The following is an 18,711-nucleotide window of genomic DNA, read 5'->3' as shown; positions in this document are numbered from 1 at the left end:
AGGAAAGAAGGAGGCGCGGTCCGGCCTGCTAGGGCTCGGGCGGCCGGCTGCTCAGCGTGATCTGGCCGATCTCCGCCTCGCCATGGCGTTGTTCGCTGACGGGCCTGGAGGGATCGAGCACGAACGGCACCGCCAGCAGTTCGTGACCACCACGCTCGCGCGCGGCTTCCACGCGCAGCACGTAGCGGCCGACCGGTACTGCCTGGCCGCGATCATCGCGGCCATCCCAGGCCACGCTGTAGCGACCCGGCGCGCGAGTCGGACGGGCAATGCCGAGTGCGCCGGCCGGGTCGTTGCGACCATAGTGGCGCCACCACTGCGGCAGTTCGCCGAGCCAGCGGGTGCGATCGCCGAGCACGTGCAGCTGTCGCACCGGTGTGCCGTCCTCGCGCTCGATCCATAGCGCGACGTAGGGTTGGCGATAACCCGCCGCGATACTCGGCTGAGGGATTTCGTAATCGACGATCAAGCGTGGCGGAGCGGTCGTGATCGCGGTATCCGCCAGCAACGCGGGCCAGCGTGTCGAAGCAAAGGCGATGCCGGTGTCGCTGACGATCAACGCGGCGGCGCCATCGATGCGGTCGACCAGCGCCAGTCCATCGCGGATCGGCAGCACGCTCAGTGCAGTGGCGAGCGCGTCGGCGCTTGCGGCATCGCCGGCCACCACCGTCGCCGAAGGCGCGTAGACCATCGGCCAGCCTTCCTGCGGATCGAGAATGTGGCTGAAGTGGCGCCGCCCGAGCGTATAGCCGCGACTGCGATGGCCGCTGGCGGCGATGGCCTGCGAGCGCAGCGCCAGTTGCGCGATGCCGGCGACGTTGTCGAGTGGCCGCAACGGATCGGCGATGGCGACCGGCCACGCGCTGCCGTCTTCGCGCGTGCCCCAGTACAGCGCATCGCCGCCGATGTCGATGCGGATGCCGCGTGCATGCGGTGCGGCAGCGCGTGCACGTTCAAGCGCATGGTCGAGGATGTAGCCCTTGGCCAGGCCGTCCACGTCGAAGCGCAAGCTGGTGGACGGATCGAGCGGTCCACTACGCGGCAATTCCAGCGCAGCCGACGCGCGCGCCTGCCGACGCAGTGCTGTGCGATCAGGCAGTTGCCCGTCGGCTTCGGCCTGATGCCATTGCGCGATCACCGCGCCCAGCCGGCAACTGAAAGCCCCCTCGCTGCGCTCGCGCCATTGCTCGCACAACGCCAGCACCTCGGTAACGGCCGTCGGCAGCACTTGTGTGTCGAGTTGCCCGGCGTTGTAGGCCGACAGTGCACTGTCGGCGCGCCAGGTGCTCAACTCGCCTTCCAACCGTGCGATCTCCGCCAGCGCGGCGGCGACCGCGCCGTCGGCATGCCGGTCGTCGCCTTCCACCTGCATCTCGAAGGACGTGCCCAGCACGCCTTCGCGCTGTACCGGCGGCGACGCCACGGCGGCGGTCTGCAGCGTCAGCCACAGACCGATGCCGCCGAGCCACGCGCGGGAAGGGCACATCCGCATGCTCGTACGTCCCGGTCAGTCGGCGCTGCTGCGCGCGGGTGCGGCTTGCGGACGCACGGGCGGCGGCAGCTTGGCATCGGCGGCGTTGACCACGCCGTCGTGGTTGCGGTCGGCGGTGTCGAACAGGCGTTTGCCGGAGGCCTGGTACTCGGCAAAGGTCAGCTTGCCGTCCTTGTCGGTATCCAGCACGCCGAAGCGCACGTGCACCTGGCGATCCTCGCCCTGGGTCAGCGTGGCGATGCGGCGATCCAGGCGATCCTCGAACTCGGCCAGATACTCGTCTTGGCTCAGCACGCCGTTCTTGTCGGTATCGGCGCGCGCGAACTGCTCATCGCGTACGCGATCGAACTCGGCGCGATCGACCTTGCCGTCGCCGTTGCTGTCGTACAGCACCAGGAAGCCCTCGGCGGTGTGGCTGGTCGGCATCGCCAGACGGCCGCCGGCGTTGTCGAAACGCGCGGCGGATGCCGCGGTCTTGGCTTCGCCGGGCTTGTAGTCGGCCTTGGGCTTGTCCTTGCTGGCCAGCGCGCGCTGGCCGCCTTCCCAGGTCTTCTCGCCGGCAGCATCGAATTCCTTGCGCGATACGTTGCCGTCCTTGTCGGTGTCCAGCGCGCCGAAGCGCACGCGGGTCTGCTCGACCTGCGCGGTGCGCTCCTGTTCGAGCTGTTCACGCATGCGCGCGTCGAACTCCTGCACGTACTCGGTCTGATCCACGGTGCCATCGGCATTGCTGTCGGTGGCATCGAAGCGCGCACGCCGGAACGTCTCGAACTCGGTCCAGGTGACGCTGCCATCGTTGTTTTCGTCGTATTGGGCGATGAACGCCTCGACGTTGTTGCCGTGGCCGCCGATCAGCGGGCGGGCGTCGGAAGAAGCGGTCTGCGCCTGGACGGCGAGCGGAAGCAGCAGCGCGGTCAGGCACGCGCCGGCAAGTGCGCCAGTTTTCATGGGATATCTCCGGAAGTTGGGGGAGCCTTACGGCTCAAACACGCGGAAGGTGAGCGTGTAGCTGTGGCTGTATTCGGCCACCGGCGCGCTGGCCGGGGCGGACGTGCGATGACGGCTGAGCGCGAGGAAGGTACCGGCGTGCTGCAGCTTGAGCCGCACATGACCGTTCGCGTCGGTCTCCAGCGCGTCCACCTGCGGCTTGCGGTCGGAGGTCCACACCGCCTCGGTCACCTCGACCTTCTGGTTGGCCAGCGGCTTGCCGTCGTACTGCACGACGAACTCGAAGGTCTCGCCCACGTACAGATCGCTCGGATGCGTGACCGGTACGAATTCCAGGCCGGTGCCGCGTGCGGTCAGCGCCGTGCGATCGGGCGCGCCGACGCTTATGTAAGTCTCGGCGAGCGTGAGTGCCTGGAAGTTCGCGATCACCTTGGCGCCGGCCGGGATCTTCGCCGATGCATCGCGCGAGCTTTCGCGCTTGCCGTTGACCTCCCAGGTACGGAACTGCGCACCCAGGCGCGGGCCGGTGCTCAGGCGATAAGTGCCGTTGCCGGCCGGCAGCGTGTACTCGGCGACGGTGCGGGTCTTCATCACCTGCACCGCATCGGGCGCGGCGGCACTGCCGTCGGGGCGGGTAATGGCGAAGCGGCTGTCGTCGAACACCGCCTCCGGCACGAAGAAGGTTTCGGCGAAGGACGCATCCAGCGCGATGGTCTGGCCGGCGCGCGGTGCAAACTCGCTGGGGGCGAGGTAGGGCGTGTGCGCCGAGGCGCTCATGGCGGCGGTGCCGAGCATGGCGATGCCCAGCAGGGTCAGCGATTTCATGGGAATTCCCCGTTCCGGTGGTCGAAATCGCTGGCCGGACGGGCGTCCACATGCTGGCTGATGCCGCCATGTTACGGCAAATGAGAATCGTTATAAACAAGTGAAGGTGCATCGCCGTGATCGCGTTGCGTCATGCCGTGCCCGTGAGCTGCCGTGTACCTTGTGAGGCCTCGCTACACGTTGCCCGTTGCATGAGCACCTATCACCTGCAGTCCGTATTCCGTCCCAAGTCCGTGGCGATCGTCGGCGGCAGCCCGCGCGAGCGCTCGGCCGGGCGGGCGGTGGTGCGCAACCTCCGAGCGGCCGGTTTTCCCGGCCAGATCGGCTGGGTCAGCCCACGCTATCCGGTTATCGATGGGGTACGCACGGTGAGCCGGCTCACCGATCTGCCATGGGTACCGGAACTGGTCGTGATCACCGCGCCGGCGCGGATGGTGCCGCGGGTGATCGCGATCGCCGCGCGCCAGGGCGTGGCCGCCGCGATCATCCTCACCGCCGGGCTCGGCGCCGGTCCCGGTTCGCCGGCCGCGCGTGCCGAGGCCGCCGCGCGCGCCAAGGGCCTGCGTATTCTTGGCCCGCATTGCCTGGGCGTGATCGCCCCGCACGCGCGGCTCAATGCCTCGATCGCCGCGCACTGCCCGCAGGCGGGCGACCTGGCGTTGATCTCCGAATCCAGCGCCATTGCCGCCGCGCTGGTCGAGTGGGGCGTGGCGCGTTCGGTCGGGTTCTCCGCGGTGGTCTCGCTCGGCGATGCGGTCGATGTCGATTTCGGCGATCTGCTCGATTACTTCGCCACCGACCACCGCACCCGCGCGATCCTGCTCTACGTCGAACAGATCCGCGACGCGCGCAAGTTCATGTCGGCCGCGCGCGCCGCCGCGCGCGCCAAACCGGTGGTGGTGGTGAAGTCCGGCCGGCAGGCGCGGCCCGATCCGAACGCCGATACCCATTCGCAGACCTTGGCGCGTTCGGACGCGGTCTACGGTGCGGCGTTCGCGCGCGCCGGGCTGCTGCGCGTGGGCGCACTCGACGAACTGTTCGCCGCCGCCGAGACGCTCGGCCGGATCGGCACCTTTCCCGGACGCCGGCTGGCGGTGCTCAGCAACGGCGGTGGCGTCGGCCGGCTCGCGGTCGATCAGCTGACCCTGCGCGGCGGCACGCTCGCCACGCTGGCACCGCAGACGGTCGAACGCTTGGATCGCGCGCTGCCGCAGGGCTGGTCGCGCGAGAACCCGGTCGACATCGTGGTCGATGCCGACGGCGAACGTTATGCCGCCGCGATCGAAGCGCTGCTGGCCGATCCCGACAATGACGCATTGCTGGTGGTCAACGTGCCGACCGCGTTCACCTCCTCGGCCGACGCCGCCAAGGCGTTGACCCGCTCGCTCGGCCAGCGCGGTCGCCACCCACGCGACAAGCCGGTGTTCGCGGTATGGCTGGGCCAGGACGATGCCGCGATCGCCACGCTCAACGCCGCGCGGGTGCCAACCTATGCGACCGAGTCGGATGCGGTGCGCGGTTTCACCCACATGGTCCGCTACCGCGAGGCGCAGGCGGCGCTGATGGAAACCCCACCCAGCCTGCCGGAGGATTTCGTGGTCGATGCCGTCGCCGCGCGCGCACTGGTCGAGCAGGCATTGGCGGCCGGGCAGCGCTGGCTGGATCCGCTGGCGACTTATCGCCTGCTGGAGGCCTACGGCATCCCGTGCGTGCCGCTGCAGGTGGCCGCCACCGCCAACGAGGCCGCGCTGCTGGCCGATCCGGTGCTGGCGGCCGGCGGTCTGGTGACGGTCAAGATCGTCTCGCCCGACATCGACTTCAAGTCCGACGTCGACGGCGTGCGCCTGAACCTGCCGAGCGTGGCGGCAGTACGCCTGGCCGCCGAAGGCATCCTCGAACGCGCACGCAAGGCCCGCCCCGACGCGCGCATCGACGGCGTGCTGGTGCAGGCGACGGTGTTGCGGCCGAAGGCACGCGAGCTGATCGCCGGTATCGCCGACGATCCGACCTTCGGCCCGGTGATCGTGTTCGGCCGCGGCGGCACCGCGGTGGAAGTCATCAACGACCGCGAACTGGCGCTGCCGCCGCTGGACCTGCGCCTGGCCCACGAACTGATCGGCCGCACCCGCGTCTCGCGCATCCTCAAGGGCTACCGCGACGTGCCGGCGGCCGACGAGCGTGCGGTCGCGCTGGTGCTGGTCAAGCTCGCGCAACTGGCCGCCGACATTCCCGAGATCCGCGCGCTGGACATCAACCCGTTGCTGGCCGACCGCGATGGCGTGCTGGCATTGGACGCGCGCGTGGCGGTGGCGCGCTCGCGGATGTTGCACAAGGGCCGCGGCCATCCGCGCTTTGCGATCTTTCCGTATCCGAAGGAATGGGAACGCACGTTCGCACTCGGCGATGGCTCCAAGGCGCTGGTGCGCCCGGTACGGCCCGAGGACGACGCGCTGTTCCGCGCGTTCTTCGCCCGTGTCAGCGACGAGGATCTGCGGCTGCGCTTCTTCCAGTCGGTCAAGCATTTCAGCCACGAGTTCATCGCGCGCCTGACCCAGCTCGACTACGCTCGCTCGATCGCGCTGGTGGCGATCGATCCCAGAAGCGGCGACATGCTCGGCGCAGTACGCCTGCACGCCGACGCCGATTACGAGCGCGGCGAGTACGGCATCCTGATCCGCTCGGACCTCAAGGGCCACGGCATCGGCTGGCAGCTGATGCGGATCATGATCGAGTACGCCCGCTGGCTCGGCCTGAAGGCGGTGGAAGGCCAGGTGCTACGCGAGAACCGCACGATGCTGGCGATGTGCGAGAGCCTGGGCTTCGAGCTCAAACCGGATCCGGAGGACGCCTCGCTGATGAACGTGCTGCTGCCGGTGAATTAGGGGTGATAGGCACGTTCTGAGAGCCATGCAGAGGTGCGCTAGCAGTGCCTGAGAAGAACAGAGGAGTGCGGCAAATGAAGGTTGTGCTGTTGCCCCTTTTCCTGGGGACATGGTTGGCTGCCGGATGCACTACTTTCGGCGGCGACATGATCGTTCGGGTATCCGGATCGGTGCCTGTGTCGAAATTGGCAGAGAAACCCGATCAACAATGCAGGCTCGGCCTGGTCTCTGTAGAGACTGGCGTGCAGTCGTCGATGCGGGATGTCCCTGCTGAGTTTTCTACAGCGATGATGGTGGTTGCAGGCCCGGGACCAACGCCTTACTACTTCGTTGCCAGATGCGGCAGCGAGCGCGAGTTTCGATCGCATGAAGTCATCATCAGTAGCCGTAGTTCGCACAGTAGGAACTTCGATGTGGGAACGCTTGTCGAGAGCGTCCCCTGACTCACACGAGCAATGAGGTCAGTCGGAGAGGGGCGACCTTGGCCATACTCAGGTCTCCAGCGGCACCGTCGGCACCACGTTCGGATTGATCTGCTCCACATCACCGCCGCCGCCGTCCACGAAACGGCGCCACGCGTAGGCATTGACCGGCTGCGAGCGATTCACCCACAGCGCGTAATACAGATGATCCGAGCGCGGGTCACCGGTATTGGGATGCAGCAGGATGGTCAGGCCGAGGCTGTTGAGTTGCAGCCACGGCACCAGGATCGGCAGCAGTTCGTTGGTGAAGCCGAAATAGAACGAGGGCGTGACGTGCGGGCCGCGCGGCTCCAGGTTCCAGTCGCCCAGTTCGACCGGGAAGCGTTCGGCCGCCCAGCGCCGGATCTGCGCGGCCTTCTCGTAGTTGTCGTCGTCGAAATAGATATGCGCGTGGTAACTCTTGACGTCGGTGTAGGCGCGTGGCCTCGTCGGCAGCGTGTTCTCGTCCGGGCGCACGCTGGGTGGACGGGTGGTCGGTTGCGACGCGGTCTGTAGACCCCACGGGCTCTGTCCGGGGCCTTTGATCGGTAGCAGCAGTCCACTCCGATCGGTCGCCAATCCGGCAGGCAATGCGTGTTGCGTGGCAGGCGTCGCGACGGTGGCCAAGGCTGGCGTGGCCACCGTTGCCAAGCCGGCTCCGACCAGTCCGGCGTCGAGCAGCAGCCTGCGCCGGGAGGGCGAAAGCAGATCGGCCCAGTGCCGGTCTTCCTGATCGGCGTCGAGAGGCGGATGTCCGGGGGGATCGGGCAGCTGGGTCATGCGTGGCGGTCTATATGAAGAGGGGGAAGGGAGACAGTCCTCCATTCATCCTCGTTGCCGCGCCCAGACCGTCGCCAATGGCGCACGGGCATGAGCATATGCCCACACTTTCTGTTGCCGCATTTTCGTGGAGCGGCGTTCACCTTGGCGGGAGCAGCATGAGCGGCGCCGAACGACCGAGCCCGCCAGCATGCCGAACCGCCTGATACTGCCTGCCTTCTGTGTTCTTGTCGGGCTGATGTTGGGTGGCTGCGAGCAGACGGCTGCGCCGGTCACCAGCAGCGCCGCCGTCGCGTCGGTACCGCCGCCGCGTCAGCCTGCCGGGCCGACCCCGGTGTTCGCCGACGAGGCGATCGGCCTGCAGCTGATGCCGGTGCCCGACACCGAGCTCAAACACGACTTCGACCGCAAATACCTCGACACCGACGGCTGGAAGGCCTTCGCCCCCGGTGACAGCGAGGGCAAGGCGCTGGCGGCGCTGGTGCTGGACGGCTCCAACGATCTCACCGCCGCCGAGTTGCGGATCGGCAGCAGCGGCAGCATGCGCGAGGTCGAGCGCTGCCTGGAAGCACCGCCGCAAGCGCAGGGCCTGCCCGATCAGGTCGAAATCGGCGGCGTGGCCTTCGCCCACTTCCGGGCCGGCGATGCGGCGATGAGCCATTTCCTGCAGGTCGAGGGCTACCGCAGCGTGCGCAACGGCCGCTGCGTGGCGATGGACCTGATGGTCAGCGGCACCCGCCCGGAGGTCTACGACCCGCCGCGCAAGCCGCCGTTCGGCGCGGGCGCGGCGATGACGCGCTTGCACCAGGCGCTGACCGCGGTGCATTGGGAGTAGCGATCGCGCGGGCACGCCAACGGACTGTGAATTTCCGGTCCGCGCCACGTCATTTCCAACTTGACTGCGCAACCGTTTTGGACGTCCCTCGAAGCGTGTGAAGAAGGCGTCGAGACTTTTTCATTGCCCAGCAAGGCTTTCCGAAATTGCCCATCATTTTGTGTTGACCACCGTCTATGACCCCACTATCTTGGGTCCGTCGGTCGCCCTACCCCCAACCAGGGGTGGAGGCGAAGAGGGAAGCCGGTGACGCCTGTTCGGGCCACTCCGGTACTGCCCCGCAGCGGTGATTGGGAACGACGTCGTCAATGCACTGGGACAGGGTCCTGGGAAGCGACGGCCAAGGTGGTCGGCCCCGTGCCGACCGTACCCATCAGTCCGAAGACCTGCCGACAGCCGCGCGCATGCACCTCGCGCGGTGCCGGCCGTGGCGTCCCCGGAGGGGGATGGCCGGTGAAGCGGGAGCTGCCCGTGGGCCTGTGGCCTGCGCGCGCTGCGGCCCTCGCGACACCGCCGTCGTACTCCGGCGTCATGGCCCGCCTCGCCTGCGAAGAGCGAGGTTGGTGCACCCACAGGAGGACGCATGAGCACGAATGACACCCTTGCCGCCGCGGCGGCTACCCCTTCGCAGTCCGCCCCCGTTACCCCGGCCAGCGTCGTCATCCCCGCCGTTGCCGATACCACCCCCGATCCCGCGGACGTAGTTCCTCCGCCTCCTCAAGCTGCCGTAATGCCCGTTCAGACTCTCGACGAATCCAGCGTCTCCACCTGGATCACCAAGGAAGCCGGCAACCGCCGTATTCCGTTTGACCTCGCGCGCCTGGAGCGCGCGATCGATTCCATCCACGCCGAGTTCCCGCATCTGGATGCGGCCGATTACAAGCGCGTGGTGTTCGGCTTCATCGACCGCAAGGACAGCGTCAACGCCGACGACCTGGTCGACATGCTGATCCGCGAGGCCGAAGCGCGCGTGGACCTGACCGCGCCGGACTGGGAATTCTTCGCCGCGCGTCTGTACCTGCGCCGCCTGTACAAGCGCGCCAGCCGCAACCGCTTCTACGACGCCAGCCAGAAGTACGGCTCGTTCGTCGGCCTGCAGGAAAGCCTGGCCGACCGCAACGTCTATTCCAACGACATCCTGCGCAGCTATTCCAAGGAAGAGCTGCAGGAAGCCGGCCGCATGATCGAGCCGGAGCGCGACAAGCTGTTCGCCTACAACGGCCTGTACCTGCTGGCCACGCGTTACCTGGCCACCGACACCTCGCGCGGCGTGTTCGAGCTGCCGCAGGAGCGTTGGCTGACCATCGCGCTGTACCTGATGCAGAACGAGGGCGGCACCGGCAAGGGTGGGCGCGAGCGCCGCATGCAGCTGGTCGGCGAGGCCTACTGGGCGCTGTCCAACCTGTACATGACCGTGGCCACGCCGACGCTGCAGAACGCCGGCAAGGTCGGCGGCCAGCTGTCGAGCTGCTTCATCGACACCGTCGATGACAGCCTGCAGGGCATCTACGACTCCAACACCGACATCGCCCGCGTCTCCAAGGGTGGCGGCGGCGTCGGCGCGTACATGGGTTACGTGCGTTCGTCCGGTTCGGCGATCCGCGGCGTGGCCAATTCGTCCGGCGGCGTGGTGCCGTGGATCAAGCAGCTCAACAACACCGCCGTGTCGGTGGACCAGCTCGGCCAGCGCAAGGGCGCGGTCGCGGTCTACCTGGACGTCTGGCACCGCGACATCGAAGCGTTCCTGGACCTGCGCCTGAACAACGGCGACCAGCGCCTGCGCGCGCACGACGTGTTCACCTCGGTGTGCATCCCCGACCTGTTCATGGAAGCGGTCGAGCGTCGCGGCGACTGGTACCTGTTCGACCCGCACGAAGTGAAGCGCGTGAAGGGCTGGTACCTGCAGGACTTCTTCGACGAGAAGAAGGGCGACCCGAACGGCAGCTTCCGCAAGCACTACGAGGAAGTGGTCGCCGACGAGCGCATCGGCCGCAAGACGATCAAGGCGATCGACATCTTCAAGCGGCTGATGGTCAGCCAGCTGGAGACCGGCAACCCGTTCATGTTCTACCGCGACGAAGTCAACCGGAAGAACCCGAACAAGCACGCCGGCATGGTGTATTCGTCGAACCTGTGCACCGAGATCCTGCAGAACATGAGCCCCACGCGCATGATGCAGGAGATCATTTCGGGCAATCAGATCGTCACCACCAAGCAGGCCGGCGACTTTGTGGTCTGCAACCTGTCCTCGATCAACCTCGGCCGCGCGGTGCTGCCGCAGGAGGACCAGGGCGACCTGATCACCGACGTGCTCGAGCGCCTGATCCCGATCCAGGTGCGCATGCTCGACAACGTGATCGATCTCAACGATCTGCCGGTGCCGCAGGCCACGATCACCAACCGCAAGTACCGCGCCATCGGCCTGGGTACCTTCGGCTGGCACCACCTGCTGGCGCAGAAGGCGATCCACTGGGGTTCGAAGGACGCCGAGGACTACAGCGACTCGCTGTATGAGCGGATCAACTACCTGACCATCCAGGCCAGCATGGAGCTGGCGCGGGAGAAGGGCACCTACAGCGCCTTCCCGGGCAGCGACTGGCACAACGGCGCCTACTTCCGCGATCGCGAGTACAACAGCCCGCAGTGGTTGAACCTCGCCGCGCAGGTCAGCGTGAACGGCGTGCGCAACGGTTGGCTGATGGCGGTCGCGCCGAACATGAGCACCGCACAGATCGCCGGCTCCACCGCCTCGATCGACCCGATCTACTCGGCGTTCTACTACGAGGAGAAGAAGGACTTCCGTCGTCCGGTCGCCGCGCCGGGCCTGTCGCTGGAAACCTGGCCGTACTACGAGAAGGGCGCCTACAAGGTCGACCAGTTCGCCTCGGTGCGCCAGAACGCGCGCCGCCAGCGCCACGTCGACCAGTCGATCAGCTTCAACTTCTACGTGCCCAGCACCATCCGCGCCAGCACCTTGCTGGACCTGCACATGACCGCCTGGCGCGAAGGCCTGAAGACCACGTACTACGTGCGCTCCAACGACATCGACATCGCCGAGTGCGAGTGGTGCAGCAGCTAAAGCGCATTCGCGCTTTCGCTTCCACGGTTCGCGTTGCGAACCGTGGACCCTGCATCACGTTGCTTCCATACCCCCGCGCCTTCGGCGCGCCCCCCTGACTCAGGGGGGCTTTCCTCCAGTCGCCGCGCGCAACCTGAAACACGAGAAGTACACATGGCAACCCCGCTCGACCGCATCAAGATCCTTGAGCCGCGCAACCCGAACCGTTCGACCGGCATCATCAACGGGCAGACTTCCGGCATCCTGAACTGGAACGACATCCCGTACCCGTCGTTCTACCGGGCCTACAAGGAGCTATCGACCAACTTCTGGATCCCGGACGAGGTCGACATGAAGATCGACGCGCGCCAGTACGGCGAGCTGTCGGCACGCGAGAAGAACGCGTATGACTCGATCATCGGCCTGCTCGCCACGCTGGATTCGCCGCAGACGCGCTTCATCTACAACGTCGCCGAATACATCACCGACCCGGCCGCGCATGCCAATGCCGCGATCATCGGCCAGCAGGAAGTGATCCACAACGAGAGCTACAGCTACGTGCTGGCCTCGATCACTGACCTGGCCAACCAGAACCGCGTGTTCGAGATCGCGCGCACCCACCCGACGATCCTCAAGCGCAACGCGCCGATCATGGAGTCCTACAACGACTTCATGCGCGACAAGACCGCCGAGACCTTGCTGCGCTCGCTGATCCAGTCCTCGATCCTGGAAGGCATCAACTTCTATTCCGGCTTCGCCTACTTCTACAATCTGGTGCGCCAGAACCGGATGACCGGCACCGGCAAGATCATCAGCTTCATCAACCGCGACGAACTGGCCCACACCAAGTTCATCAGCGAGGTGATCCGCGCCATCGTCGGCGAGAACCCGGAGCTGCAGACCAACGAGCTGACCGACTACGTGCACAAGGCGTTCACGCACGCGATCGAGCTGGAAACGCAGTGGACCGGCGAAGTGCTCGACGGCATCGACGGCATCGATGTGGACGAGATGATCCGCTACGTGAAGTACCGCGCCAACAAGATGTCCGGCATGCTCGGCATCGAGAAGCTGTACTCGGACACCACCGACAACGTGATGCCGTGGATCAAGGCCTACGCTGACAACTTCACCGAGACCAAGACCGACTTCTTCGAGATGCGCAACGCCAGCTACAAGAAGACCAATTCCGACAACGGATTCGACGATCTGTGAGGAGCCGGGATTGGGGATTGGGGATTCGGGATTGGCAAAAGCAGTGCATCACGCCTCCCGGAATCCGCTTTCACGAATCCCCAATCCCCAATCCCGAATCCCCAATCTCTGCCTTATGCGTATCCTGCTGGCCCTTACCTCGCTCAGCGGCAACACGCGCGACGTAGCGCGGCAGGTACGCGCGCGCTGCGAGGCGGCAGGTCATGTGCTGGATTGGATCGAGACCGATGTGCAGTCGCTGGCTGACGCGCCGTTGCCGCCATCGGATTACGAGCTGTTCCTGCTCGGCTCGTGGACCGACAATGCCGGTCGCACGCCTTCGGAGATGAAGCGTTTCATCGCCGAACTGGTGGAGGCGGTCGGCAAGCCGACGCGGGTGGCGGTGTTCGGTACCGGCGAGACGCAGTGGGGCGAGGAGTATTTCTGCGGGGCGGTGCATCGCATCGCCGGTTTCTTCGCCAGCCCGTTCCCGCGCCTTTTGATCGAACAGATGCCGCATGGCGAGCGCGACGCCGCCGCCATCGACGGCTGGATTTCGCAGGTGCTCGCCACCTGCCCCGACAATGACGACACACATGAACATGCAGACCATTACCGCCACGTCGCCTGACGACTACACCGCCGCACTCGCGGCCCACTCGCGCCTGCTGGTGGACTTCAACAAGGACAACTGCCCGGGCTGCCGCATGCTGGATGTGTCGCTGAACAAGTTCGCCACCAGTGAAGCCGCCAACGGCGTGATCCTGTTGAAGGTGAAGATGGAAGACATCGGCGAGGATTTCTTCCGCGACCTGGGCCTGCGCCAGACGCCGACGCTGGCCCTGTTCAAGGACGGCGCCGAAGTCGCGCGCCTGCCGGGCTTCCAGTCGCCGGCGCAGGTCGAGGCGGCGGTACGCGGGAGCTTGTGAGAAGCCGGGATTGAGGATTCGGGATCAGGGATTGGCAAGAGCAGAATCCTCCTCTCCGGCTCCACGATCAGTTCATCCACTCCACCGTCAAGGCGAACTCCATGGACACTCCAGAACAGACGCCCCCCACCGAAGTGCGGATGGCGGCCATCGTCTTTCCCAACGACACCAATCACATGGGCACGTTGTTCGGCGGCCAGGCGCTGGCGTGGATGGACAAAGCCGCCTTCCTGGCAGCAGCGCGCTACTCGCGTCGCACCGTGGTGACTGCGCGTTCGGATCAGGTCGATTTCAAACTGCCGATCCGGCTCGGCCAGATGGTGGAGACGATCGGGCGCGTGGTCGAGGTCGGCCGTAGCTCGATGCGTGTGGAAGTGGAGTTGATCGCCGAGGACCTGCTCAGCGGCAAGCGTGAGCTGTGCACGCGCGGGCACTTCGTGATGATCGCGCTCGGTCCGGACGGCAAGCCGACGCCGGTGACGCCGCTGGCCAAGCCCTGATGGCTGCCGTGGTAGGAGCGACTTTAGTCGCGATGAGGCTTTCCTGGTAAAGCTTCATCGCGACTAAAGTCGCTCCTACAAAGAAGCCGCTTTCCTAGCGCGCCAGCTGATACGCCTGCAGATGCACATTGGCGGCCATCAGCCACGGTGCATTGCGCCCGGTCTCGCGCACCCGCGCCAGCATGTCGCCGATGATCTGCACGGCTTCCACCGGCTGGCCGGCTTCCAGGTCGCGCAGCATCGATGCCTTCAGATCCGAACCCGGCTGCAGCAGCGTCAGCAGCGCCTTCTCGCGCGCGGCCAGCGGTACCGGCACACCGGCAGCATCGGCGGCGATCAGGCATTCGTTGTACAGACCGTTGATGAAGGCGCGGCCGTCCTCGGTAGCAACGATGCGACCGATTGGCGAGCGCGTCAGACAGGTAGCGGCGGCCAGCGCACACAGGAAGGTGTACTTGATCCACTGCTCCTGCGCGATCTGCGGCGAAGCCGTGTGGTCGATACCGGCCTGCGTGCAGGCGGTAGCGAACGCACGCACGCGGGCGCTGTCGGTCGCGCCCTCGCGTTCGCCGAAGGTGATCGCGGCCGGCTTGCCCAGATGCAGGATCTCGCCAGCCTCGCCCTTGAGCGCGCTGATGAAGCACAGCCCGCCGAGCACACGTGCGCTGCCGAAGCGAGCATCGAGTGCGTCGTAGTGACTCAGGCCGTTGAGGATTGGCAGCACGGCGGTGTCGGCGCCGACCGCGGGGGCGATCGCCTCGATCGAAGCATCCAGGTCATACGCCTTGCAGCTGAGGATCACCAGGTCGAACGGACGCTCGGCGGCCAGTGCCGGCAGCGCGTCGGCGGTGACGTACTGCACCGGGACGTCGGCATCGCCGCGCGGACTGCGGATCTGCAGCCCGCTCGCCTGCAACTGCGCGGCGCGGCCGGGCCGCACCAGGAAGGTCACATCGACACCGGCCTGGGCCAGGCGTCCACCGAAATAACCGCCGGTGCCGCCGGCACCGAGAATCAGGATACGCATCGAAAAACCTCGGGAGTGATCAGCTGCGCAGGCCCACGCCACGCTTGAGCAACCACAGCGCCAGTGCACTGAGTGCCGCGACGAAGCCGAGCATCAACGCATACGCCACCCACAGCGGCACGTCGGAGCTGCCGAGCAGGCCGTAGCGGAATGCGTTGACCATGTAGAAGATCGGGTTGGCGTGGGTCGCAGCCTCTGCCCAGCTCGGCAGCAGCTTGACCGAATAGAACACGCCGCCGAGATAGGTCAGCGGAGTCAGGATGAAGGTCGGCACGATCGCCACGTCGTCGAACTTCTTGGCGTAGACCGCGTTGATGAAACCGGCCAGCGAGAAGATCGTCGCGCCCAGCAGCACCGTGGTCAGCGTCACCAGCGGATGCGGGACGCGCACCGGGGTGAAGAACATCGCGATGACCAGCACGATCACGCCGACCATCAAGCCGCGCACCACCGCGCCGGAGACGTAGCCCCACAGGATCACCCAGTTCGGCATCGGGCTGACCAGCAGTTCCTCGACATGGCGGCCGAACTTGGCGCCGAAGAACGATGATGAGATGTTGCCGTAGCTGTTCTGGATCACGCTCATCATCACCAGGCCGGGGACGATGAACTGCATGTACGAGTAGCCGCCCATCTCGCCGACGCGAGAGCCGATCAGCCCGCCGAAGATCAGGAAGTACAGCGTCATCGTGATCGCCGGCGGCACGATGGTCTGGCCCCAGATGCGCAGGATGCGCTGCACCTCGCGGCGCACGATGGTGCCCAGCGCGGTCCAGTTGCGCTGCGAGACGGAAGGCGTGGAGACGGTTGGCGTGCTCATGCGGCGTTCTCCAGGTTGCCGGTAAGCCGCACGAACAGCTCCTCCAGCCGATTGCTCTTGGTGCGCATCGAGCGCACCCGGATGCCGGCCTCGCCGAGTGCGGCGAACACGCGGTTGAGGTCCATCGCGCGTGGCATGTCCAGATCCAGTGTGTGCGCATCGACGGCGACCAGCGTGGTGCCTTCGATCGCCGGCAGCTGCGCCGGCAGCTCGCCATCGATATCGAACAGAAAACCTTCCACGTCCAGCTTGGCCAGCAGCTCACGCATCGGGCCCTGCTCGACGATGCGGCCGTGGTTGATGATCGCCAGGTTGCGGCACAGGCTCTCGGCTTCTTCGAGGTAGTGCGTGGTCAGGATGATGGTGGTGCCGGCGGCGTTGATCTCCTTCAGCACCCGCCACATGTCGCGGCGGATCTCGATGTCCACGCCGGCGGTGGGTTCATCGAGGATCAGCAGTCTGGGTTGGGTCATCATCGCGCGGGCGATCATCAGCCGGCGCTTCATGCCGCCAGACAGCGTGCGGCTCATCACCTGCGCCTTTTCCCACAGATGCGCGCGCTTGAGTTCGACTTCGGCCAGCCGGCCGGCTTCCTCGCGCGGCATCCCGTAGAAGCCGGCGTAGTTGACCAGGATGTCGAACGGCTTTTCGAACAGGTTGAAGTTGATTTCCTGCGGCACCAGCCCGATCAGGCGCATCGCATCGCTGCGCTGCGTCTGGAGGTCGGTGCCGAACACCTGCACCGCGCCTTCACTGAGGTTGACCAGCGAGGAAATGATGCCGATCAGCGTGGATTTGCCGGCACCGTTCGGGCCGAGCAGGGCGAAGAAATCGCCAGGTACGACATCGAGCGAGACGCCCTTGAGTGCCTGGACGCCGTTGTCGTAAGTCTTGCGCAGGTCGCGCACGCGCAATGCAGGCGCGTTGGTTGCGATAGGGGAGTTCAATCTGTTGCCTTCGCGCCGGTTAGGCGGCGCCGCCGGAATGCAGCCGCTATTATAGAAGGCCACGTGGGCCCTGGCCCCGGAAACAGACTGTCCCAACCCGCACGTGCCCGTCCAATTCCCCATAAAACTCGTCGATCGCCGCATGTTGGCGCCCTCGGTCGGCCACTACCAGTTCGTCCGTGATGACGGCCAACCGCTGGATTTCCAGCCCGGTCAGTTCATTCAGGTGCATTTCGATCACGCTGACGGCAGCGCGGCCAAGCGCAGTTATTCGCTGGCAACGATCCACGACCACGCGCTCGGCCCGGGCGAGGCGGTGGATATCGCGGTCAGCTTCGTGCCCGGTGGCGCGGCCACGGCGCTGTTCGAAGGTTTGGAGATCGGCGGGCAGTTGTCGGCCAGTGGCCCGTACGGGCGCTTCTGCCTGATGCCGGGCGACTTCAACCGCCGCTACCTGCTGATCGCCACCGGCACCGGGGTGACGCCATATCGCTCGATGCTGCCACTGCTGGCGCGCGCGATCGCCGAGCGTGGCCTGGAAGTGGTGCTGCTGCAGGGCGCGCGTACGCCGGAGGAACTGCTGTATGGCGAGGATTTCCGCGCGTTTGCCGATGCGCATCCGCAGTTCCGCTACGTGCCGTGCTTCTCGCGCGAGTTGCCGGACCACGCGCATCCGGACGTGCGCCATGGCTACGTGCAGCAGTTCCTGCCGGAATTCGCGCCGGATCCGGAAGCCGACATCGCCTACCTGTGCGGCAACCCGAACATGGTCGATACCTGCTTCGAGACGCTGAAACAGGCGGGCCTGTCGAGCGCGCAGATCCGCCGCGAGAAGTACGTCAGCAACAAGTAACCGGCCGAGCCGACCGCCCTGGTAGAGCCGAGCTTGCTCGGCTGAAGCTTTTGTGGGAATGCCCCAGCCGAGCAAGCTCGCCTCCACGAGGCTGCCCGTGAAACTTGTAAAGGACACTTGACAGTCCGTATTCGTGGGCCCATTCTCCCTGTCAAGCAACCTTGACAGGCGATCCCATGAAGCATCGTTGGTTGTGCCCAAGCTCCACCCGGATGCCGTGGTTTGCCTGCGGCGTAGCCTTTTGCGCGCTCGGCCTGCATCAAACGGCGATGCTCGGCGTCGGCCTGGCCTTTATCGGCCTCGCTCTCGGCTCGGTGCTGAAGGCGCCGCGATCATGAGCGGCTGCCGTCGGGGTGCCGTCATTGCCTTGGTGTTGGGACTGGTCGCGCTGGCGCTCGGTCTGGCGGGCCGACGGCTGGGGTGGGGCAATTACGCGATCGGCCTGTTGGTCGGGACCGGGATTGGCGGGTTGTTTGCTGCTGCGATGATGTGGTGGACGCCAGCGTCGATGCGCGACAGTGCGCCCGCATCACTGACCCGGCAGTACTACCGCGATTTGCTGCCACCGATGGCGGCCTACGTAGTGGTGATGGTGCTCTGGAAACGCCTGCTCGACATGGTCGATATGAATGGGTTGCGGATCCTGATCGCATTGCTGCCGGCGCTACTGCTGGCGTTGATGATCCGCGCGATGGCGCGCTACGTACGCAACGCCGACGAGATGCAGCGCCGCATCGAACTGGAATCGGTGGCGATTGCCGCCGCACTCGTGGCGGCCGTCTACATGACGGCGGGATTCCTGCAATCGGCCGGACTGATCGCGATACCGGCCACGATGGCGATGCTGTGGGTGTATCCGCTGCTGTGCATGGGCTACGGTGTGGTCAAGGTCGTCATCGCAAGGCGTTACGCGTGAACAACCGCATGCGCGAGCTGCGCGAGGTCAGCGGCTGGTCACAGGGGGAACTGGCCGAACGGCTGGCAGTATCGCGCCAGACCATCAACGCGCTGGAAACCGGCAAGTACGACCCGAGCCTGCCGCTGGCATTCCGCATCGCGGCGCTGTTCGGTGAACCGATCGAACGGATATTCCTGTTCGAAGCGGAGGGTTGAGCGACACGGGGGGCGCGGGCCGTCACAAACAGGCGGCCGCGGCGTCA

The 18,711-nt window shown here is 66.1% G+C and carries 19 protein-coding genes and 1 riboswitch; of the genes, 12 read left to right on the top strand and 7 right to left on the bottom strand.

The window, feature by feature from the left end; translation table 11 throughout:
* Positions 1-28: 28 nt before the first annotated feature.
* The 3 genes from AC3WJE_RS06135 to AC3WJE_RS06125 are packed head-to-tail and all read right to left on the bottom strand — an operon-like array spanning position 29 to position 3,265.
* Entirely contained in the window at positions 29-1,486 is a 1,458-nt protein-coding gene (locus AC3WJE_RS06135) for a DUF2271 domain-containing protein (protein ID WP_493729895.1), read from the bottom strand.
* Between the two features lie 21 nt (positions 1,487-1,507).
* Positions 1,508-2,440 carry a hypothetical protein gene (locus tag AC3WJE_RS06130; RefSeq protein WP_493729894.1) on the bottom strand — a complete coding sequence of 311 codons (933 nt, stop codon included), beginning with the start codon at positions 2,438-2,440 and terminating at the stop codon, positions 1,508-1,510.
* Positions 2,441-2,467: 27 nt separating this feature from the next.
* Complete coding sequence (locus tag AC3WJE_RS06125) at positions 2,468-3,265, bottom strand: DUF4198 domain-containing protein (protein WP_493729893.1); 798 nt, start codon at positions 3,263-3,265, stop codon at positions 2,468-2,470.
* A 191-nt stretch (positions 3,266-3,456) separates the two neighbouring features.
* Between AC3WJE_RS06125 and AC3WJE_RS06120 the strand changes: the two genes are divergently transcribed.
* Positions 3,457-6,147 carry a bifunctional acetate--CoA ligase family protein/GNAT family N-acetyltransferase gene (locus AC3WJE_RS06120; RefSeq protein ID WP_493729892.1) on the top strand — a complete coding sequence of 897 codons (2,691 nt, stop codon included), beginning with the start codon at positions 3,457-3,459 and terminating at the stop codon, positions 6,145-6,147.
* A 74-nt stretch (positions 6,148-6,221) separates the two neighbouring features.
* Positions 6,222-6,590: a hypothetical protein gene (locus AC3WJE_RS06115; RefSeq protein WP_493729891.1), complete on the top strand. Its 369-nt coding sequence runs from the start codon at positions 6,222-6,224 to the stop codon at positions 6,588-6,590.
* Positions 6,591-6,638: 48 nt separating this feature from the next.
* On the opposite strand, the gene AC3WJE_RS06110 is transcribed toward AC3WJE_RS06115, so the two are convergent.
* The gene (locus AC3WJE_RS06110; RefSeq protein WP_493729890.1) at positions 6,639-7,388 is read right to left on the bottom strand and encodes a DOPA 4,5-dioxygenase family protein; all 750 of its coding nucleotides are present in this window, start codon (positions 7,386-7,388) and stop codon (positions 6,639-6,641) included.
* 190 nt (positions 7,389-7,578) lie between these two features.
* Between AC3WJE_RS06110 and AC3WJE_RS06105 the strand changes: the two genes are divergently transcribed.
* From AC3WJE_RS06105 to AC3WJE_RS06080, 6 genes are all read left to right on the top strand, one after another.
* A complete protein-coding gene (locus AC3WJE_RS06105; protein WP_493729889.1) occupies positions 7,579-8,223 on the top strand; it encodes a hypothetical protein in 645 nt (214 codons plus the stop codon).
* Positions 8,224-8,406: 183 nt separating this feature from the next.
* Positions 8,407-8,631, top strand: a riboswitch (cobalamin riboswitch).
* A gap of 322 nt (positions 8,632-8,953) precedes the next feature.
* Positions 8,954-11,302, top strand: a complete 2,349-nt coding sequence (locus tag AC3WJE_RS06100; protein WP_493729888.1) for a ribonucleoside-diphosphate reductase subunit alpha — start codon at positions 8,954-8,956, stop codon at positions 11,300-11,302.
* Between the two features lie 153 nt (positions 11,303-11,455).
* Positions 11,456-12,496 carry a ribonucleotide-diphosphate reductase subunit beta gene (locus AC3WJE_RS06095; RefSeq protein ID WP_493729887.1) on the top strand — a complete coding sequence of 347 codons (1,041 nt, stop codon included), beginning with the start codon at positions 11,456-11,458 and terminating at the stop codon, positions 12,494-12,496.
* Between the two features lie 115 nt (positions 12,497-12,611).
* Positions 12,612-13,106: a flavodoxin gene (locus AC3WJE_RS06090; protein ID WP_493729886.1), complete on the top strand. Its 495-nt coding sequence runs from the start codon at positions 12,612-12,614 to the stop codon at positions 13,104-13,106.
* Entirely contained in the window at positions 13,078-13,404 is a 327-nt protein-coding gene (locus tag AC3WJE_RS06085) for a thioredoxin family protein (protein WP_493729885.1), read from the top strand. The genes AC3WJE_RS06090 and AC3WJE_RS06085 overlap by 29 nt, the downstream gene beginning before the upstream one ends.
* 101 nt (positions 13,405-13,505) lie before the next feature.
* Complete coding sequence (locus tag AC3WJE_RS06080; RefSeq protein ID WP_493729884.1) at positions 13,506-13,904, top strand: acyl-CoA thioesterase; 399 nt, start codon at positions 13,506-13,508, stop codon at positions 13,902-13,904.
* A 94-nt stretch (positions 13,905-13,998) separates the two neighbouring features.
* Here AC3WJE_RS06080 and panE read toward each other — a convergent pair whose 3' ends face one another.
* From panE to AC3WJE_RS06065, 3 genes are read right to left on the bottom strand one after another with little or no spacing between them, the layout of a single operon-like run.
* On the bottom strand, positions 13,999-14,931 hold the full coding sequence (gene panE, locus AC3WJE_RS06075; RefSeq protein WP_493729883.1) for a 2-dehydropantoate 2-reductase: 933 nt from the start codon (positions 14,929-14,931) through the stop codon (positions 13,999-14,001).
* 19 nt (positions 14,932-14,950) lie between these two features.
* Positions 14,951-15,751: an ABC transporter permease gene (locus AC3WJE_RS06070; protein WP_493729882.1), complete on the bottom strand. Its 801-nt coding sequence runs from the start codon at positions 15,749-15,751 to the stop codon at positions 14,951-14,953.
* The gene (locus AC3WJE_RS06065; RefSeq protein ID WP_493729881.1) at positions 15,748-16,698 is read right to left on the bottom strand and encodes an ABC transporter ATP-binding protein; all 951 of its coding nucleotides are present in this window, start codon (positions 16,696-16,698) and stop codon (positions 15,748-15,750) included. Before AC3WJE_RS06065 ends, AC3WJE_RS06070 begins: the two co-directional genes overlap by 4 nt.
* Before the next feature lie 103 nt (positions 16,699-16,801).
* Between AC3WJE_RS06065 and AC3WJE_RS06060 the strand changes: the two genes are divergently transcribed.
* The 4 genes from AC3WJE_RS06060 (at position 16,802) to AC3WJE_RS06045 (ending at position 18,664) form a co-directional block, all read left to right on the top strand.
* The gene (locus AC3WJE_RS06060; protein ID WP_493729880.1) at positions 16,802-17,551 is read left to right on the top strand and encodes a ferredoxin--NADP reductase; all 750 of its coding nucleotides are present in this window, start codon (positions 16,802-16,804) and stop codon (positions 17,549-17,551) included.
* A 176-nt stretch (positions 17,552-17,727) separates the two neighbouring features.
* On the top strand, positions 17,728-17,889 hold the full coding sequence (locus AC3WJE_RS06055) for a hypothetical protein (protein ID WP_493729879.1): 162 nt from the start codon (positions 17,728-17,730) through the stop codon (positions 17,887-17,889).
* The gene (locus AC3WJE_RS06050; protein WP_493729878.1) at positions 17,886-18,467 is read left to right on the top strand and encodes a hypothetical protein; all 582 of its coding nucleotides are present in this window, start codon (positions 17,886-17,888) and stop codon (positions 18,465-18,467) included. Before AC3WJE_RS06055 ends, AC3WJE_RS06050 begins: the two co-directional genes overlap by 4 nt.
* Positions 18,464-18,664: a helix-turn-helix transcriptional regulator gene (locus tag AC3WJE_RS06045; RefSeq protein ID WP_493729877.1), complete on the top strand. Its 201-nt coding sequence runs from the start codon at positions 18,464-18,466 to the stop codon at positions 18,662-18,664. Before AC3WJE_RS06050 ends, AC3WJE_RS06045 begins: the two co-directional genes overlap by 4 nt.
* The last annotated feature ends 47 nt before the right edge of the window (positions 18,665-18,711 follow it).

The sequence above is a fragment of the Pseudomonas sp. GW821-FHT07E12 genome, assembly GCF_058986605.1.
Note: the sequence above shows the minus strand (reverse complement) of the source record. Positions and strands in the feature narration are given on the sequence as shown.

What these genes read in the sequence shown, in the direction of transcription:
- AC3WJE_RS06055 (WP_493729879.1), top strand. Translation starts at nt 17,728, where the DNA reads ATGAAGCATCGTTGGTTGTGCCCAAGCTCCACCCGGATGCCGTGGTTT.
- AC3WJE_RS06085 (WP_493729885.1), top strand. Translation starts at nt 13,078, where the DNA reads ATGCAGACCATTACCGCCACGTCGCCTGACGACTACACCGCCGCACTC.
- AC3WJE_RS06090 (WP_493729886.1), top strand. Translation starts at nt 12,612, where the DNA reads ATGCGTATCCTGCTGGCCCTTACCTCGCTCAGCGGCAACACGCGCGAC.
- AC3WJE_RS06125 (WP_493729893.1), bottom strand. Translation starts at nt 3,265, where the DNA reads ATGAAATCGCTGACCCTGCTGGGCATCGCCATGCTCGGCACCGCCGCC.
- AC3WJE_RS06120 (WP_493729892.1), top strand. Translation starts at nt 3,457, where the DNA reads ATGAGCACCTATCACCTGCAGTCCGTATTCCGTCCCAAGTCCGTGGCG.
- panE (WP_493729883.1), bottom strand. Translation starts at nt 14,931, where the DNA reads ATGCGTATCCTGATTCTCGGTGCCGGCGGCACCGGCGGTTATTTCGGT.
- AC3WJE_RS06070 (WP_493729882.1), bottom strand. Translation starts at nt 15,751, where the DNA reads ATGAGCACGCCAACCGTCTCCACGCCTTCCGTCTCGCAGCGCAACTGG.
- AC3WJE_RS06110 (WP_493729890.1), bottom strand. Translation starts at nt 7,388, where the DNA reads ATGACCCAGCTGCCCGATCCCCCCGGACATCCGCCTCTCGACGCCGAT.
- AC3WJE_RS06100 (WP_493729888.1), top strand. Translation starts at nt 8,954, where the DNA reads ATGCCCGTTCAGACTCTCGACGAATCCAGCGTCTCCACCTGGATCACC.
- AC3WJE_RS06135 (WP_493729895.1), bottom strand. Translation starts at nt 1,486, where the DNA reads ATGTGCCCTTCCCGCGCGTGGCTCGGCGGCATCGGTCTGTGGCTGACG.
- AC3WJE_RS06115 (WP_493729891.1), top strand. Translation starts at nt 6,222, where the DNA reads ATGAAGGTTGTGCTGTTGCCCCTTTTCCTGGGGACATGGTTGGCTGCC.
- AC3WJE_RS06050 (WP_493729878.1), top strand. Translation starts at nt 17,886, where the DNA reads ATGAGCGGCTGCCGTCGGGGTGCCGTCATTGCCTTGGTGTTGGGACTG.
- AC3WJE_RS06105 (WP_493729889.1), top strand. Translation starts at nt 7,579, where the DNA reads ATGCCGAACCGCCTGATACTGCCTGCCTTCTGTGTTCTTGTCGGGCTG.
- AC3WJE_RS06095 (WP_493729887.1), top strand. Translation starts at nt 11,456, where the DNA reads ATGGCAACCCCGCTCGACCGCATCAAGATCCTTGAGCCGCGCAACCCG.
- AC3WJE_RS06130 (WP_493729894.1), bottom strand. Translation starts at nt 2,440, where the DNA reads ATGAAAACTGGCGCACTTGCCGGCGCGTGCCTGACCGCGCTGCTGCTT.
- AC3WJE_RS06080 (WP_493729884.1), top strand. Translation starts at nt 13,506, where the DNA reads ATGGACACTCCAGAACAGACGCCCCCCACCGAAGTGCGGATGGCGGCC.